Here is a 14,581-nt window from a genome sequence, read left to right as displayed (position 1 = left end):
GTCGCGGCAGGGGCCGTAAATCCCTGGCGGGGCCGCGCCCTCCTCATTATCCTGAATGACCATGCAGGAAAATAAGAGCAAGATCCCGACCGGCCGTGAACGCTTCGTCCAGGCCGGTGCGCTGCGTCTGTGGGCGGAGGAGTTCGGCGATCCGGACGCCCCGGCGGTGCTGCTGGTGATGGGGGCCCAGGCGCAGGGCGTCCAGTGGAACGACGGGCTGGTCCGGCGGCTGGTGGACGGCGGTCGCCGCGTCCTGCGCTACGACCACCGCGACACCGGCCGCTCCGACACGGTGGACTTCGCCGCGCACCCGTACACCGTCGCCGACATGGCCTCCGACGCGCTGGCCGTCCTGGACGCCTTCGGCGTCGCACGCGCCCATCTGGTCGGCGCCTCCCTCGGCGGCGTCCTCGTCCAGCGCCTCGGGGTCACCCACCCCGACCGGGTGCTGACGCTGACCAGCCTGTCCTCCCAGCCGCTCGGCACGGACACGGCCGCGCTCGTGCAGCGCGCCCTCGCCGGCGAGCCCCCGCTCCCCGGCAGCCTGCCCCCGCCCACCCCGCAACTGCTGGCCACGCTCGTGACGACCCTCCCCGACCCGGACGCCGACCTGGAGGGCTACCTCACGACGCGCATGCCGCTGTGGCGGGTGCTGCACGGGGACGTGCTCCCGTACGACGAGGAGGAGTACCGGGCGATGGAGCGGCGCGTGTACGCCCGCGCCCGCGATCTGCGCGCTCCGCTGAACCACACCTTCGCGGGAGCCGCCGGCGGTGACTCCACCGAGTCCCTGGCCGCCGTGCAGGCACCCACCCTCGTCCTGCACGGCACCGAGGACCCCATGTTCCCGCCGGCGCACGCCGAGGCGACCGCCGCCGCGATCCCCGGCGCCCGCCTGGTGATGATCGAGGGCCTCGGGCACACCCTGCCGACGGCGCTGGACGGCCGCCTGGCCGAGGAGATCCTCCGGCACACGGCAGCGGTCTGAGCGGCTGGCCCGGCAGGGCTGGTGATACGCCAGGGCCGCGGGTCCGCCAGGGCCGTGGAGTTCGCCGAGGGCCGTGGGTCCGCCAGGGCTGCTAGCCCGCCAGGGCCGCTCGCGCCACGCCGAGGGCCTGTTCGGCGTACCCGCGGCCGAACAGCACCGCGTGCACCAGCAGCGGGAACAGCTGGTGCACGCCGATGCGTTCGGTCCAGCCGTCGGCGAGCGGGGCGGCCTGCTGATAGGCCGTCAGTACGGTGTCCAGGTGCGGGCAGCCGAACAGGCGCAGCATCGCCAGATCCGTCTCGCGGTGCCCGCCGTGCGCGGCCGGGTCGATGATCCAGGCCCGTCCGTCGGTGCCCCACAGCACATTGCCGTTCCACAGGTCGCCGTGCAGCCGGGCGGGCGGTTCCGGGGGCCCGGCGAGGGCCGGCAGCCGCTCGCACACCTCCTCGACCACGCGGGCCTCGTCGGGACGGACCGTCCCGTCGTCGACCGCCCGGCGCAGATACGGCAGCACCCGCTGCTCGGCGTACCAGCGGGCCCAGTCGGTGTCCGGGCTGTTGCGCATCGGGGCGGCGCCGATGTACGCGTCCCGAGGACCGCCGGGCGGCGGCGCACCGAACGCGGGTGCGCCCGCGGCGTGCAGGGCGGCGAGACCCCGCCCGAACGCCGCGGCCGCCTCCCTCGTGGCGGGGCCGGTCGGAACGCGCTCGGTGACCAGCCAGTCCCGGTCCTCGCCCTGCACCTCCGGCACGGGCACGGCACCGGCACCGGCCAGCCACCGCAGGCCCGCCGCCTCCGCCCGCACGGCGTCGGGGGCGTCACCCCGTTTGGCCATCACCACCCGCCCGTCCGTCAGCGCCACCTCGGCGACCAGCCCGGACGTGCTCCTCACCCCGGCCACGGCACACCCCGTCAGGCGCTCGACGGCGACGGCGGGACTCTCACCGCTCGTCCGTCCGCTCATCGGCCCGTCCCCGCGGGCGCACACCGCCTGCGAAGGCGGGACGGACAGGGCACGCGGGCGGTGCGACGGCACATGACCCCAGGGTACGGCGGCCACCCGGCGCGTCCGCAACGCACCGGCCCGGCGTACGGCGGCCCATCCGGCGCGTGCGGAACGCACCGGCCCGGCGTAGGGCGGTCATCCGGCGCGTCCGGAACGCACCCGCCCCGGCGTACGGCGGCCCATCCGGCGCGTCCGGAGCGAACCGACCGCCACCGGGCGCCCTTTGGCAGGATGTCGCGCGGGGCACGACTGCGCCACACGGTCCGCCGTATCCCGAGCCGCCCCAGCGAGAGGAGCCCGATCCGTGCGACGCCCGCTGCTCTACCTCGATGTCGACGGCCCGCTCAACCCGTACGCTGCCCGCCCCGAACGCCGCCCCGAGGGCTACGCGACCCACCGCATGACCCCCGCGGGATGGCTCGACCGGCACCATCCCTGGGAACGGTCCCGCGTGCGCCCGCTGCGGGTCTGGCTCAACCCCGGCCACGGCGACCGCCTCCGCGAGCTGAGCGACCTGTTCGACCTGGTGTGGGCCACCACCTGGGGCGGCGACGCCAATACCCTCATCGCTCCCGTCCTCGGCCTGCCCGAACTGCCCGTCGTGGACTGGCCGGGCATGTTCGACGACGGCCCCGACGGCACCTTCTGGAAGACCCGCCACGTCCTCGCCCACGCCGCCGGCCGCCCCTTCGCCTGGGTGGACGACGAACTGGGCGACACCGACCGCGCCTACGTCGCCGCACGTCACCAGGGCAGCGCCCTGCTCCATCGCGTCGACGCCCGCCACGGCCTGCGCCCCGCCGACTTCACCGCCCTGCGGGCCTTCGCCGACGCCCTGGCCGGCGCACCCGACCCCGAGCCCGGCCCCGCCCCCGGCCCGCCGCCGCCCCCGTCCGCCTGACCCCGCCGGGCCGGACAGCACGGATCTTCACCTCGCCCACCGCATCTCCCCGACCGAATGATCCGGCCCACCGCACGCACCCCCACCGTTACTCTCCCGTTCATCCCCCCTTCCGGGACCCGTCTCTGCTCGTCAGCCACCCCCGGCCAAGGTCGAGGCCGTCCACCAACCTTCCTGGAGAGGACCGACTGTGACGACGCGTCAGACGCTGCGAGTCGCCCCGTACGCGCTGGGACTGCTGCTGGCCGCGGCCGCCACCGTGCCCGCGGAGGCGGCCTCGCTGCCCGCGGTGCACCCGCGTGCCGAGACCCCCGCCCTGTACGACGACGAGGCCGGCGGCAACGCCAACGCGGACGACCCGGCCATCTGGCGCAACGCCGCCGCCCCCGGCCGCAGCCTGGTCGTCGCCACCGCCAAGGAGGGCGGTCTGCGCGTCTACGACCTCGACGCCCGCGAGGTCCAGTCGATACCGGCCCCGCCCGGACCGGGCGAGGACGACGCCCCCGGCCGCTTCAACAACGTCGACCTGGTGCACGGCATGCGCCTGTCCGGCGGCCGCGCCGACCTGGCCGTGGTCAGCGACCGCGGCAACGACCGGCTGCGGATCTACCGCATCGACCGCGACCGCCCCGGCGGCCCCCTCACCGACGTCACCGACCCCGCCGCCCGGCCCGTCTTCTCCGCCGATCAGGCCGAGATCAACGACCAGCACACCGTCTACGGCCTGGCCACCTGGACCGACCAGGCCACCGGCAGGTCCTACGCCCTCGTCAGCCGCCGCAACGAGACCAGGATCGCCCTCCTGGAACTCGTCCCCGGCGCCGCCGGCACCGTCGGCTACCGCACCGTGCGCACCCTGGACCTGCCGTCCTCCTTCCGGCTGCCCGACGGCACCTCCTGGACCCCCTGCGGCGAGCCCGGCGAGCGGCCCCAGGTCGAGGGCATGGTCGTCGACCCCGCCGACGGCACCCTCTACGCCGGACAGGAGGACGTCGGCATCTGGCGCCTGCCGGCCGACCTGACCGGCCGGCCGGAACTCCTCGACACCGTCCGCGAGTACGGCGTCCCCGGCACCTACGACGAGGAGACGGAGGAGTGCACGCCCGGCGCCGACCCCGGCTTCGGCGGCGACCACTTGTCCGCCGACGTCGAGGGCCTGACCCTCCTCACCGAGTCGGACGGCGACGGCTATCTGCTCGCCTCCAGCCAGGGCGACGACACCTTCGTCGCCTACGACCGCGAGCGCGACGAGGACAACGAGTACGAGGCCGGCTTCCGGGTCGCCGCCGCCTCGGACACCCTCGACGGCTCCGAGGCATGTGACGGCGCCGCCGCCCTCAACGCCCCGCTCGGCTCGCGCTACCCCGACGGTCTCCTCGTCGTCCAGGACGGTGAGGAGACCCCCGCCGACGGCGACCGCGAGAGCACCGGCTTCAAGTTCGTCGACCTCGGTGACGTCATGGACGCCGTCGACGACTGAGCCGGGGCCGGTGACCGGCTCAGGTCTCCCGCAGCGGCGCGTACGCCTGCGCCGCCAGGCCGAAGGTCCAGGCCACCCCCTCCCGTGCCGTCATCGTGGCCGGCGGCACGCGCAGCCAGTACGTGCGGTGCGTGCCGTCCGGCTCCGGTGTGGAGTTGACGACCTCCACCATGACCACCGGCTCGTCCCCGGCCAGGTCGATCCGCCACAGCGTGCCCGTCTCGTCCCGGTGGACGGGGCGGGCGCCGGAGTCGTCCAGATAGCGCTCGTAGCCGTAGTGCTCCAGCATCACCCGGCGCAGCTCCGCGTTCTCCTCGGCGCGGATCCGCTCGGGCGTCAGCGTGCTCAGCTCCTCCAGGAAGTCCGCCGGCACCGGCATGCCTCGCCACGCGTACAGGGCGAATCCGTCGGGGAAGGCCAGCGCGGGACCGTCCCCGCTGTCCAGGCGCCCCGCCTCGTCCCGGTGCAGCGCGACGGGCCGTTCGCACACCACGGCCGCCTTCGCGAAGGGCCACCACCAGCCGGCACTGCGGCACACCCGGGCCAGACCGTCCAGCGGAGCCCGGTCGGTGGGGAACGCGGCGAGCCACGGGGCGTCGTGCTGGCCCAGCACCGCATCCAGCAGGATCAGCCGTATCTCCGTCTCCCGCCGCCGGTCCGCACCGGCCAACTCCTCCAGCACACCCCGGCGGACACGGTCCACCAGCGCCTGAGTGGTGCCCCACAGCCGCTCGCCGGTCGCCGACCAGTGCGCCGACCAGCCGGCCGGACCCAGTTCCTCCAGCAGCCGCGCCCGCTCGCGGGCCCACGGAGCCGTCCGGACCGCCTCGCGGACACTCGGCCCCGCGTCCCGGAGCGCGCGCACCAGCTCGACGCCCTCCCGCGGCGAACGGGCCCACACCACCCGCTCCGGCTCCGCGAGCCCGGCCCGCCGGTACGCCAGGCGGATCCCCGCCTCGGCCTCGGCCCGGTCCGCGGGCACGGCCGCCGCGGCGCGCTCCCGCCAGACCCGCAGGGCGTCCACGGCCGGTGCCCCGTCCCCGTCCGCCGCCCGGCCCTGCGTCACGTCCCGAACCTCCATCGCGCCGACCCCCGTCATTCCCCGGCCCTCTCCTTCACCTCGGACACCTCAGTCCGCCACGATCCGCACCGACCCCGGCACGTACTCCCGCTGCCGCACCACCCGGAACCACCCCTTGGGCAGCACGATCGGCGCGTGCTCCTCGTGCACCACCCGGCCGCCCTCCGGCAGCCGCAGCAGCAGCGGCCCGAACGGCCCGGGCTCGCGGATCAGTTCGCCCGGGCCCACGACCGCGTGGGCGTGGCCGGTGACCTCGCCCAGGGCGAGCACCAGCCGCCCCCGCCCGTCCCGCGGCTCGCGTGGCGCCCGCTCCACATGCGACGGCACCGCGTCCTGCGCCACGGGCACGATCAGCACGTCTCCCTGCCGGTACATGGCTCACCCCTCCCCGGCCGGCACACCACGCACCGGCCAACGGGACCGACACTACGAGCCACCACTGACAACGGCCCCGGACCGCGCCCCGCCGACCGGCGTTGTCAGTGCCGGTTGATACAACTGCTGGCGCACCACGGACCGCGGACCACACGTCAGGAGCAGCGAGCATGACCATCGGCGACCATCTGCAGGAGCTGTACGGCCTGCCCGCGTTCACCTTCCCCCGCCCGGACGAGAAGGTCACCCTGCCCGCGGCCGACGCCGTGGCCTGGCGGATCACCAGCGAGGTGTACGACGCCGAGGAGGAGTGGGAGGCGGCCTTCGCCCGGTTCTGCGCCGAGGTCGACACCACCGGGGTCCGCGCCCTGATCGTCGGCGCCTGGGCGGAGGCGTACGACACCGACTCCTCCGGCGTGGTCGCCGCGCTGCTGGCCGCCCGCGACCGGCTGCCCGCCCTGCGGGCGCTGTTCCTCGGCGACATGGTGATGGAGCAGTGCGAGATCTCCTGGATCCGCCAGAGCGATGTCACCGGACTGCTGACGGGCTTCCCGCAGCTGGAGGAGTTCGGGGTGCGCGGCGGATCCGGGCTGCGGCTGAGCGCCGTGCGCCACGACCGGCTGCGGCGGCTCACCGCCGAGAGCGGTGGCCTGCCCGTCGCGTTCGTGGGGGGCGTCGCCGCGAGCGACCTGCCCGCGCTGGAGCACCTGGACCTGTGGCTCGGCACCTCCGAGTACGGGGCCGACGCCGAGGTGTCCGACCTGGAGCCGCTGCTGTCCGGCACACGGCTGCCGAGCCTGCGTCACCTGGCCCTGCGCAACAGCGAGATCCAGGACGAGATCGCCGCGGCCGTCGCCGCCGCCCCGGTCGTCGCCCGCCTTCAGTCGCTGGACCTGTCCATGGGCGTCCTCACCGACGACGGCGCCGCCGCGCTGCTCGGCGGCCAGCCGCTCACCCACCTGCGCAGCCTCGACCTGCACCACAACTACCTCAGCGAGGCTGTGCGGCAGCGCCTGCGGGACACCCTCGAACCCGCGGGCGTCGCCGTGGACGTCGACCCGGACGACGCCGACCAGGACGAGGACGAGGACGGCACGGTCTGGCGCTTCGTCTCGGTGGGGGAGTGAGCGGGGGATGCCGAGCTACTACCCTTCCTACCTCCAGGACTTCCACGGCCTGCCCGTGCGCACCTTCCCCGTCGAGGAGGGGCGGCGCGACGACCGGCCGGTGCCCGACGCCGCCTCCGTCGCCTGGCGGCTGAGCACCGAGTGCGAGTTCCCCTTCGAACCGATCTGGCGCCGCTTCCTGGACCAGGTCCGCGCCGAGGACGTCACCGCCCTGGTCATCGGACCCTGGTGGGAGGACTGGGACGCCCACAGCATCGACCCGGTCCTCGACCTCATCGCCTCCGACGCCCGCCGCCTGCCCAACCTGCGGGGCGTGTTCCTCGCCGACCTCCAGGCGGAGGAGAGCGAGCTGTCCTGGATCCAGCAGGGCGAGATCACCAAGATCCTGCGCGCCTGGCCCCACCTGCGGGAACTGGGCGTGCGCGGAGGTGAGGGCCTCGCCGTCGAACCCCTGCGGCACGAGGGACTGCGCGATCTGTGGATCGAGTCCGGCGGCCTGCCCGCCGCACCGGTCCGGGCGCTCGGCGCCTGCGAGTTCCCGGCCCTGGAGCGGCTGGAACTCTGGCTCGGCACCGACTGGTACGGCGGCGAGTGCACCCCCGAGGACCTGCACCCGCTGCTCGCCATGCTCGGCCGCTGCCCGCGGCTGCGCCATCTCGGCCTGCAGAACAGCGACATCCAGGACGACATAGCCGTCGCCCTGTCCTCCGCCCCCGTGGTCGCGGGGCTGGAGTCCCTGAACCTGAGCATGGGCACGCTCGGCGACGACGGCGGCGCCGCGCTGCTCGCCGGTCAGCCGCTCACCCACCTGCGCGCGCTCGACGTCGACCACCACTACATGAGCGAGGAACTGACCGCCCGCTTCCGCGCGGCCCTGGAGCCGCACGGCGTGCGCCTGTCCATGAGACCGGCCGGTCGCTCCACGTACGACCCGGAGGCCCGCTATGTCGCCGTCGGCGAGTGACGGCCCCGCCCGCCTCGCCGTCGTCGGCAACCCGGAGAACCGCCGTGTGACCCTGTTCGCCGACGCCGTGCGCGCGGCCGGCCTGCCCGCGCCCCGGATCGTGCCCTGGGCGGGGGTGCTGCGCGACGGCGGCGCCGACTTCGCGCCGGACGAGACCGTACGGATCGACTCGCCCGGCGAGAACCAGGACGTCGACCGGCTGCTGCGCGGCCCCGGCGAGCCCACCCGCGTCGAGGGATCGGCCCGCTGGTACACGGCCTTCCTGGGGGCCGTGCGCACGCTGCGCGGCGGAGTCCGGCTCGACGACCCCGAGGAACTGGCCGTGTTGTTCGACAAGCGGCGCTGCCACGGCGTGCTCGCCGCGGCCGGCGTCCCGGTGCCGTTCTCGCCCACGTCGGGCCCGGCGGGCGCTTGGGTGCGCGGCTGGGACGACGTGCGCGGCCTGATGCGCGAGCACCGCATGGCGCGGCTGTTCGTGAAACTCGCGCACGGCTCCTCCGCCTCCGGCGTGCTGGCCGTGGAGTCCGCCGCGAGCGGGCGCATCAGAGCCACGACATCCGTCGAACGCGCCCCGGACGGCACCCTGTTCAACTCCCTGAAGGTGCGCCGCTACGACGGCGAGCGGGACATCGCGGCGATCGTCGACCGGCTCGCCCCGGACGGACTGCATCTGGAGCGCTGGCTGCCCAAGGCATCCCAGCAGGGGCGGGCCGCCGACCTCAGGGTCGTCGTGGTGGACGGGCGCGCCACCCATGCCGTCGTCCGCACCAGCGCCTCACCCATGACCAACCTCCACCTCGGCGGACGCCGGGGCGACCTCGGCCTCGCCCGCCAGGCCGTCGAAGCGGCGGGCGCCCGCTGGGCCGACCTCCTGGCGGTCGCCGAGCGGGCCGCCGCCTGCTTCCCGCGCACCCTGTGCGTCGGCGTCGACCTGCTGCCGGTCACCGGCTGGCGCCGTGCCGCGGTGGGCGAGGTCAACGCCTTCGGGGATCTGCTGCCCCGCCTCACCGGCCTGCCCGGCAGCGGCGCCGAGGGCCTGGACACGTACGCCGCGCAGCTGGCCGCCCTGACGCGGCGCCGCGCACCGCACCACCCGCACAGAACGGACCCCGCCCATGCCGGCGCCTGACCGCACCCCCGAAGCCGAGACGCCGCTCGACATGAACCGGATCGTCGGCAGCCACGACCTCCTCCTGGTCACCCTCGACACCCTGCGCCACGACGTGGCCGCCGAACTCGCCGAGGCGGGCCGCATCCCCACTCTCGCCCGGCATCTGCCCGGCGGGCGCTGGGAGAAGCGGCACGCCCCCGGCAGCTTCACCTACGCCTCGCACCAGGCGATCTTCGCCGGGTTCCTGCCCACCCCGGCCGCCCCCGGCCGGCACCCGCGGCTGTTCGCCGCGAGCTTCGCGGGCAGCGAGACCACCGCCGAGCGCACCTACGTCTACGACACCCCCGACCTCGTCTCCGCCCTCGCCGAGGACGGCTACCGCACGGTCTGCATCGGCGGCGTCGGCTTCTTCAACAAGCAGGGCCCGCTCGGTTCGGTGCTCCCCGGACTGTTCCAGGAGTCCCACTGGGAGCCGGAGTTCGGGGTCACCTCGCCCACCTCCTTCGAGGCCCAGGTCACCCGAGCCGAGGAGGTCGTGCGCCGACTGCCCCGCGAACAGCGGCTGTTCCTGTTCGTGAACGTGTCCGCGCTGCACCAGCCCAACTGGTTCCACCTGCCCGGAGCCACCCGTGAGGCCGGCGACTCCCGCGCGACGCACGCCGCCGCCCTGGAGTACGTCGACCGCCACATCGGCCGGCTCTTCGCGGCCGTCAGCAGCAGGCGCCCCGCCTTCGCCATCGTCTGCTCCGACCACGGCACCGCCTACGGCGACGACGGCTACACCGGCCACCGCATCGGCCACGAGTCCGTGTGGACCGTGCCCTACGCCCACTTCTTCCTCGAGACCGCCGAAGCGGGGGCCGCCCGATGACGACTCCTGTGCGCCCCTACCAGAGCTACGTCTACGCCTACCCCCACAAGACCGCCTACCGGAAGCTCCCCGACCGCCCGCTCCTGCGCACCGAATGGTCCGCCGAGCCCAAGGACGCGCTCTCCCTCTACCTCCACATCCCGTTCTGCGAGATCCGCTGCGGCTTCTGCAACCTGTTCACCCGCATCGGCGCCCCCGACGGCCTGACCGGCGCCTATCTCGACGCCCTGGAGCGGCAGGCGACGGCCGTCAGGCAGGCCCTCGGCGACCGGGAACCCGTCCGGTTCGCCACCGCGGCCTTCGGCGGCGGCACCCCCACCTTCCTCACCGCCGCCGAACTGGAGCGGCTGTGCGACATCGCCGAGCACCGCATGGGCGCCGACCTGACCGCCGTACCGCTGTCGGTGGAGGCGTCGCCCGCCACCGCCACCACCGACCGGCTCACCGTCCTCGCCGAACGCGGCACCACCCGGCTGAGCCTCGGCGTGCAGAGCTTCGACGACACCGAGGCCCGCTCCGCCGTACGCCCCCAGCGCCGCGCCGACGTCGAGGCCGCCCTCGGCCGCATCCGCGACGCCCGCATCCCGGTGCTGAACATCGACCTGATCTACGGCATCGACGGCCAGACCGAGGACAGCTGGCTGAAGTCCCTGGACGCCGCCCTCGCCTGGCGGCCCGAGGAGCTCTACCTCTACCCGCTCTACATCCGCCCGCTGACCGGCCTCGGCCGCCGCGCCGTCGAGCACGACCCGGCCTGGGACGCCCAGCGGCTGGGCCTGTACCGGCTCGGCCGCGACCATCTCCTCGCGCACGGCTACACCCAGCAGTCCATGCGCATGTTCCGCCGCGCCGACGCCCCGCCGCAGGGCGCCGACGACTACGCCTGCCAGACCGACGGCATGATCGGCCTGGGCTGCGGCGCCCGCTCCTACACCGCCGGTCTGCACTACTCCTTCGACTACGCGGTCGGCATGCACGAGATACGCGGCATCATCGACGACTATGTCGCCCGCCCGGCCGCCGACTTCGCGCACGCCGAGTACGGCCGCCGCATGGACGCGGGCGAGGCCCGCCGCCGCCATCTGCTCCAGTCGCTGCTCCAGGCGCAAGGGCTGGAAGTCGCCGAGTACCGCGAGCGGTTCGGCCGGTCGCCCGCGGACGACTTCGGTCCCGAGCTGGAGCGGTTCGCGGACCGGGGCTGGCTGGAACCGCACCCGGCCCTCCTGCGGCTGACCCCGGAGGGCCTGGCCCACTCCGACGCGATCGGCCCCGAGCTGTTCTCCCCGTCCGTGCGCGCGGCGATGGCCGCCTACGAGCGGAAGTGAGCCGCCGCGATGCCCTCCCCGACGCACCCCCTGACGCACGCCCCGACGCACCCTCCGATGGACCTGACCCTGCTCTACCGCGGCCCGCTGGCGTCCTGCGACTACGACTGCCCGTACTGCCCGTTCGCCAAGCGGCGTGACACCCCGGAGCAGTTGCGCACCGACCGGGACTGCCTGGAGCGCTTCGCGGGCTGGGCCGCCGGGCAGACCGCCGACCGGCTGTCGGTGCTGTTCACGCCGTGGGGCGAGGGCCTGGTCCGCTCCTGGTACCGGCGCGCCCTGACCGAGCTGTCCCGGCTGCCGCACATCCGCCGGGTGGCGATCCAGACCAACCTGAGCTGCCGCACCGACTGGCTCGCCGACGCCGACCTCGACACGCTCGCCCTGTGGTGCACCTACCACCCCGGCCAGACGCCCTACGACCGCTTCCTGGCCAAGTGCCGCGAACTGGCGCGCACCGGCGTCCGGTTCAGCGTCGGCATCGTCGGCCTGCCCGAGCACCTGGAGCACGCCCGCCGCCTGCGCGCCGACCTGCCCGAGCAGGTCTACCTGTGGGTCAACGCCGCCGAGGGGCACCTCTACGACGACGCGGAGGCCGCCGACTGGACCGGCCTCGACCCCCTCTTCCCGTACAGCCGCAAGCCCCACGCCAGCGCCGGGCTGCCGTGCCGCACCGGTGAGTCGGTGGTCTCCGTGGACGGCGACGGCACGGTCCGGCGCTGCCACTTCGTGCGCGCCGAGCTCGGCAACCTCTACGACGGCTCGTACCGGCAGGCGCTGCGGCCGCGGCCGTGCCCGCTCGCCGTGTGCGACTGCCACATCGGGTACGTCCATCTGGAGACGCTGCCGCTGTACGACGTGTTCGCGGGCGGCGTCCTGGAGCGGATACCGGCCGCGGCTCAGCCCCGCCAGCTGTAGCGCCGCTCCGGGCGCCCCGCCGCGCCGTAGCGCAGGGACACCTCGGCGCTGCCGGTGCTGTGGAAGTACTCCAGGTAGCGGCGGGCGCTGACCCGTGAGACACCGGTCAGGCCCGCGCACTCGGAGGCGGACAGGGTGCCGTCGGCGGCGCGCAGCACCCGCTCGACCAGACCGGCGGTCTCCGCGCTCATGCCCTTCGGCAAGGTCGTGGCAGCGGTGCCGGACGCCCCGGCGAGCACCCGGTCCACGTCGGCCTGGCTGCGCACCACGGCCGTCTGCAGCCGCCCCCGCTGGGCCGCGTACCGCTCCAGCCGCACCCGCAGGTCCTCGAACGCGAACGGCTTGAGGAGGTAGTCGACCACCCCGTGCCGCACCGCGCCGCGCACCGCCTCCGCGTCGCGCGCGGCGCTGATCACCATGACGTCGCAGTCGTGCCCGGCGGCACGCAGCCGGGGGATGACGTCCAGGCCGAACACGTCCGGCAGATAGAGGTCGAGGAGCACCAGGTCCGGGCGCAGGGCGTCGACCGCGCCCACGGCCTCCTCGCCGCTGCCCGCCGTACCCACGACCCGGAAGGGCCCCACGCGCTCCACATAGGCGCGATGCACCCGCGCGACCATGAAGTCGTCGTCGACCACGAGGACGGCGATGTCCTGCTGCACTCCATTCCTCCCACCGGCACGACATCGGGCGGCTCCGCTGCCGGATCGCCCCATCATGGCGCCGACCTGCACAGAAGGAAAGGGAGGTGCTGTGTGACCGCAATGACCATGCCGTGTGACCGCAATGACCACAACCTCCGTTGCCGACGCAAGGCAGACACCCGGCGGCCGCCTGGGCACCATGTGGGCCACATCACGCCCCCCACGGGATGTCTCCCCGAAAGAACCGCGACCGACAGGTGGTGGCACTCGTGCGCCTGCGCACCCCCCTGGCCCTGCTCGGGGCCGCTCTGCTCGTCCTCCTCGGACCACCGCTGCTGACCACCGGCAGCGGTGCGGAGTCGGGCACCCGGATCCCCGGCCTGCGCTTCATGGTCCCCAACACGCCCGGCGGCGGCTACGACATCACGGCCCGTACCGCCGCGAAGAACGCCGAGGACGCCGGGCTCACCCCCGGCATCGAGGTGTTCAACCTGCCCGGCGCCGGCGGCACCGTGGGCCTGGCCCGGCTGGTCAGCGAGCACGGCAACGGCAAGCTCGCCATGTCGATGGGCCTGGGCGTGGTCGGCGCCGTCCGCTCCAACCACGCGCCCAAGACCCTCGCCGACACCACCCCGATCGCCCGGCTCACCGAGGAGCAGGACGTCGTGGTGGTCGCCGAGGACTCCCCGTACCGCACCATCGGCGACCTCGTCGACGCCTGGAGGGCGAACCCCGGCAAGCTGCCCGTGGGCGGCGGCTCCTCTCCGGGCGGCCCCGACCACCTCGCGCCGATGCTGATGGCGCGGGCGGCCGGGATCTCCCCGAAGCAGGTCAACTACATCCCCTTCGACGGCGGCGGCGAGCTGCTGGCCTCCATCCTCGGCAACAAGGTCGCCTTCGGCGTCTCCGGCGTCGGCGAGTACCTCGACCAGATCAGGTCGGGCGAGCTGCGCCTGCTCGCGGTCACCGGCCCCGAGCGGGTGCCGGGCCTGGACGCGCCCACGCTCAGGGAGTCCGGCTACGACGTGACCTTCACCAACTGGCGCGGCATCGTCGCCCCGCCCGGCCTGTCCGACGCCGAGCGGGACAAGCTCGTCCGCCTCTTCGAGGAGCTGCACGACTCGCCGCAGTGGCGGCAGTCGCTGAAGCAGAACGGCTGGGACGACGCCTTTCTGACCGGCGAGGAGTTCGGCGCGTTCCTGGACGCCCAGGACAAGCGCGTGGTCTCGGTGCTGAAGGAGCTGGGACTGTGACGACACAGACCACCGACACATCCCCCGAGACCGGGCGGGACGCCCGCTCCTGGTGGCGGGACCACTCCGAGCTCGGCGTCTGCGCGCTGCTGCTCGCCCTCGGGGTGCTCGTCCTGACCGACGCGCTGACCATGGACGTCGACCTCACCCAGCGCGGCCCGGTCGGCCCGAAGACCGTGCCGGTCGTCGTCGGCGCCGGTCTGCTCCTCGTCGCCGCGCTGCTCGCGGTGGACGTGCTGCGCGGCGGTCGGGGCCAGGCCGAGACCGGCGAGGACGTCGATCTGTCCGAGCCCGCCGACTGGCGCACGGTGCTGCTGCTGTCGGGGGTCTTCCTCGGCGCGGCCGCGCTGATCGAGCCGCTCGGCTTTCCGGCCGCCGGCGCGCTGCTGTTCTGGGGCGCGGCCTACGCCCTCGGCAGCCGCCGCGTGGACCGGGACCCGCTGATCGCGGCCGTGCTGTCCCTGGTCACCTACGCCGTCTTCGACAAGCTGCTCGGGGTCCCGCTGCCCGGCGGCCCGCTGATGGGAGTGCTGTGAG

At 74.4% G+C, this 14,581-nt stretch carries 15 protein-coding genes; 11 read left to right on the top strand and 4 right to left on the bottom strand.

The genetic code is table 11. The features are described from left to right. Positions 1-61 precede the first annotated feature (61 nt). On the top strand, positions 62-988 hold the full coding sequence (locus tag ACSU6M_RS02535) for an alpha/beta fold hydrolase (RefSeq protein WP_437066621.1): 927 nt from the start codon (positions 62-64) through the stop codon (positions 986-988). Positions 989-1,079: 91 nt separating this feature from the next. On the opposite strand, the gene ACSU6M_RS02530 is transcribed toward ACSU6M_RS02535, so the two are convergent. Then, a complete protein-coding gene (locus ACSU6M_RS02530; RefSeq protein WP_437066619.1) occupies positions 1,080-1,952 on the bottom strand; it encodes a fructosamine kinase family protein in 873 nt (290 codons plus the stop codon). Positions 1,953-2,298: 346 nt separating this feature from the next. Between ACSU6M_RS02530 and ACSU6M_RS02525 the strand changes: the two genes are divergently transcribed. Together ACSU6M_RS02525 and ACSU6M_RS02520 are read left to right on the top strand one after the other, a co-directional pair. Further along, the gene (locus tag ACSU6M_RS02525) at positions 2,299-2,895 is read left to right on the top strand and encodes a hypothetical protein (protein ID WP_437066617.1); all 597 of its coding nucleotides are present in this window, start codon (positions 2,299-2,301) and stop codon (positions 2,893-2,895) included. Positions 2,896-3,085: 190 nt separating this feature from the next. Then, on the top strand, positions 3,086-4,375 hold the full coding sequence (locus ACSU6M_RS02520; RefSeq protein ID WP_437066615.1) for a phytase: 1,290 nt from the start codon (positions 3,086-3,088) through the stop codon (positions 4,373-4,375). Between the two features lie 19 nt (positions 4,376-4,394). On the opposite strand, the gene ACSU6M_RS02515 is transcribed toward ACSU6M_RS02520, so the two are convergent. Together ACSU6M_RS02515 and ACSU6M_RS02510 are read right to left on the bottom strand one after the other, a co-directional pair. Further along, complete coding sequence (locus tag ACSU6M_RS02515) at positions 4,395-5,474, bottom strand: DUF6745 domain-containing protein (RefSeq protein WP_437066613.1); 1,080 nt, start codon at positions 5,472-5,474, stop codon at positions 4,395-4,397. Between the two features lie 30 nt (positions 5,475-5,504). Continuing rightward, on the bottom strand, positions 5,505-5,831 hold the full coding sequence (locus ACSU6M_RS02510; protein WP_437066612.1) for a hypothetical protein: 327 nt from the start codon (positions 5,829-5,831) through the stop codon (positions 5,505-5,507). A gap of 170 nt (positions 5,832-6,001) precedes the next feature. Between ACSU6M_RS02510 and ACSU6M_RS02505 the strand changes: the two genes are divergently transcribed. Genes ACSU6M_RS02505 through ACSU6M_RS02480 form a run of 6 tightly spaced genes read left to right on the top strand, consistent with a single transcriptional unit; the run spans position 6,002 to position 12,147 of the window. Next, complete coding sequence (locus tag ACSU6M_RS02505) at positions 6,002-6,958, top strand: STM4015 family protein (RefSeq protein ID WP_437066610.1); 957 nt, start codon at positions 6,002-6,004, stop codon at positions 6,956-6,958. A 7-nt stretch (positions 6,959-6,965) separates the two neighbouring features. Continuing rightward, positions 6,966-7,922 (top strand): STM4015 family protein, encoded by a 957-nt coding sequence (locus ACSU6M_RS02500; protein WP_437066609.1) that lies wholly within the window; start codon positions 6,966-6,968, stop codon positions 7,920-7,922. Beyond that, a complete protein-coding gene (locus ACSU6M_RS02495; protein ID WP_437066608.1) occupies positions 7,903-9,051 on the top strand; it encodes an STM4014 family protein in 1,149 nt (382 codons plus the stop codon). Before ACSU6M_RS02500 ends, ACSU6M_RS02495 begins: the two co-directional genes overlap by 20 nt. A gap of 31 nt (positions 9,052-9,082) precedes the next feature. Beyond that, a complete protein-coding gene (locus ACSU6M_RS02490) occupies positions 9,083-9,904 on the top strand; it encodes an STM4013/SEN3800 family hydrolase (protein WP_437074976.1) in 822 nt (273 codons plus the stop codon). Beyond that, on the top strand, positions 9,901-11,229 hold the full coding sequence (locus ACSU6M_RS02485) for an STM4012 family radical SAM protein (RefSeq protein ID WP_437066606.1): 1,329 nt from the start codon (positions 9,901-9,903) through the stop codon (positions 11,227-11,229). The genes ACSU6M_RS02490 and ACSU6M_RS02485 overlap by 4 nt, the downstream gene beginning before the upstream one ends. 57 nt (positions 11,230-11,286) lie before the next feature. Beyond that, complete coding sequence (locus tag ACSU6M_RS02480) at positions 11,287-12,147, top strand: STM4011 family radical SAM protein (RefSeq protein ID WP_437066604.1); 861 nt, start codon at positions 11,287-11,289, stop codon at positions 12,145-12,147. On the opposite strand, the gene ACSU6M_RS02475 is transcribed toward ACSU6M_RS02480, so the two are convergent. Continuing rightward, on the bottom strand, positions 12,129-12,809 hold the full coding sequence (locus ACSU6M_RS02475) for a response regulator (protein ID WP_437066602.1): 681 nt from the start codon (positions 12,807-12,809) through the stop codon (positions 12,129-12,131). The two genes, ACSU6M_RS02480 and ACSU6M_RS02475, sit on opposite strands and share 19 nt — an antisense overlap. Before the next feature lie 251 nt (positions 12,810-13,060). Between ACSU6M_RS02475 and ACSU6M_RS02470 the strand changes: the two genes are divergently transcribed. Beyond that, the gene (locus ACSU6M_RS02470) at positions 13,061-14,044 is read left to right on the top strand and encodes a Bug family tripartite tricarboxylate transporter substrate binding protein (protein WP_437074975.1); all 984 of its coding nucleotides are present in this window, start codon (positions 13,061-13,063) and stop codon (positions 14,042-14,044) included. Then, the gene (locus tag ACSU6M_RS02465) at positions 14,041-14,580 is read left to right on the top strand and encodes a tripartite tricarboxylate transporter TctB family protein (RefSeq protein WP_437066600.1); all 540 of its coding nucleotides are present in this window, start codon (positions 14,041-14,043) and stop codon (positions 14,578-14,580) included. Before ACSU6M_RS02470 ends, ACSU6M_RS02465 begins: the two co-directional genes overlap by 4 nt. Position 14,581 lies beyond the last annotated feature (1 nt).

It is taken from the genome of Streptomyces sp. enrichment culture, assembly GCF_964272895.1.
GTDB lineage: Bacteria > Actinomycetota > Actinomycetes > Streptomycetales > Streptomycetaceae > Streptomyces.
This window is presented reverse-complemented; position numbering and strand designations above follow the sequence as displayed.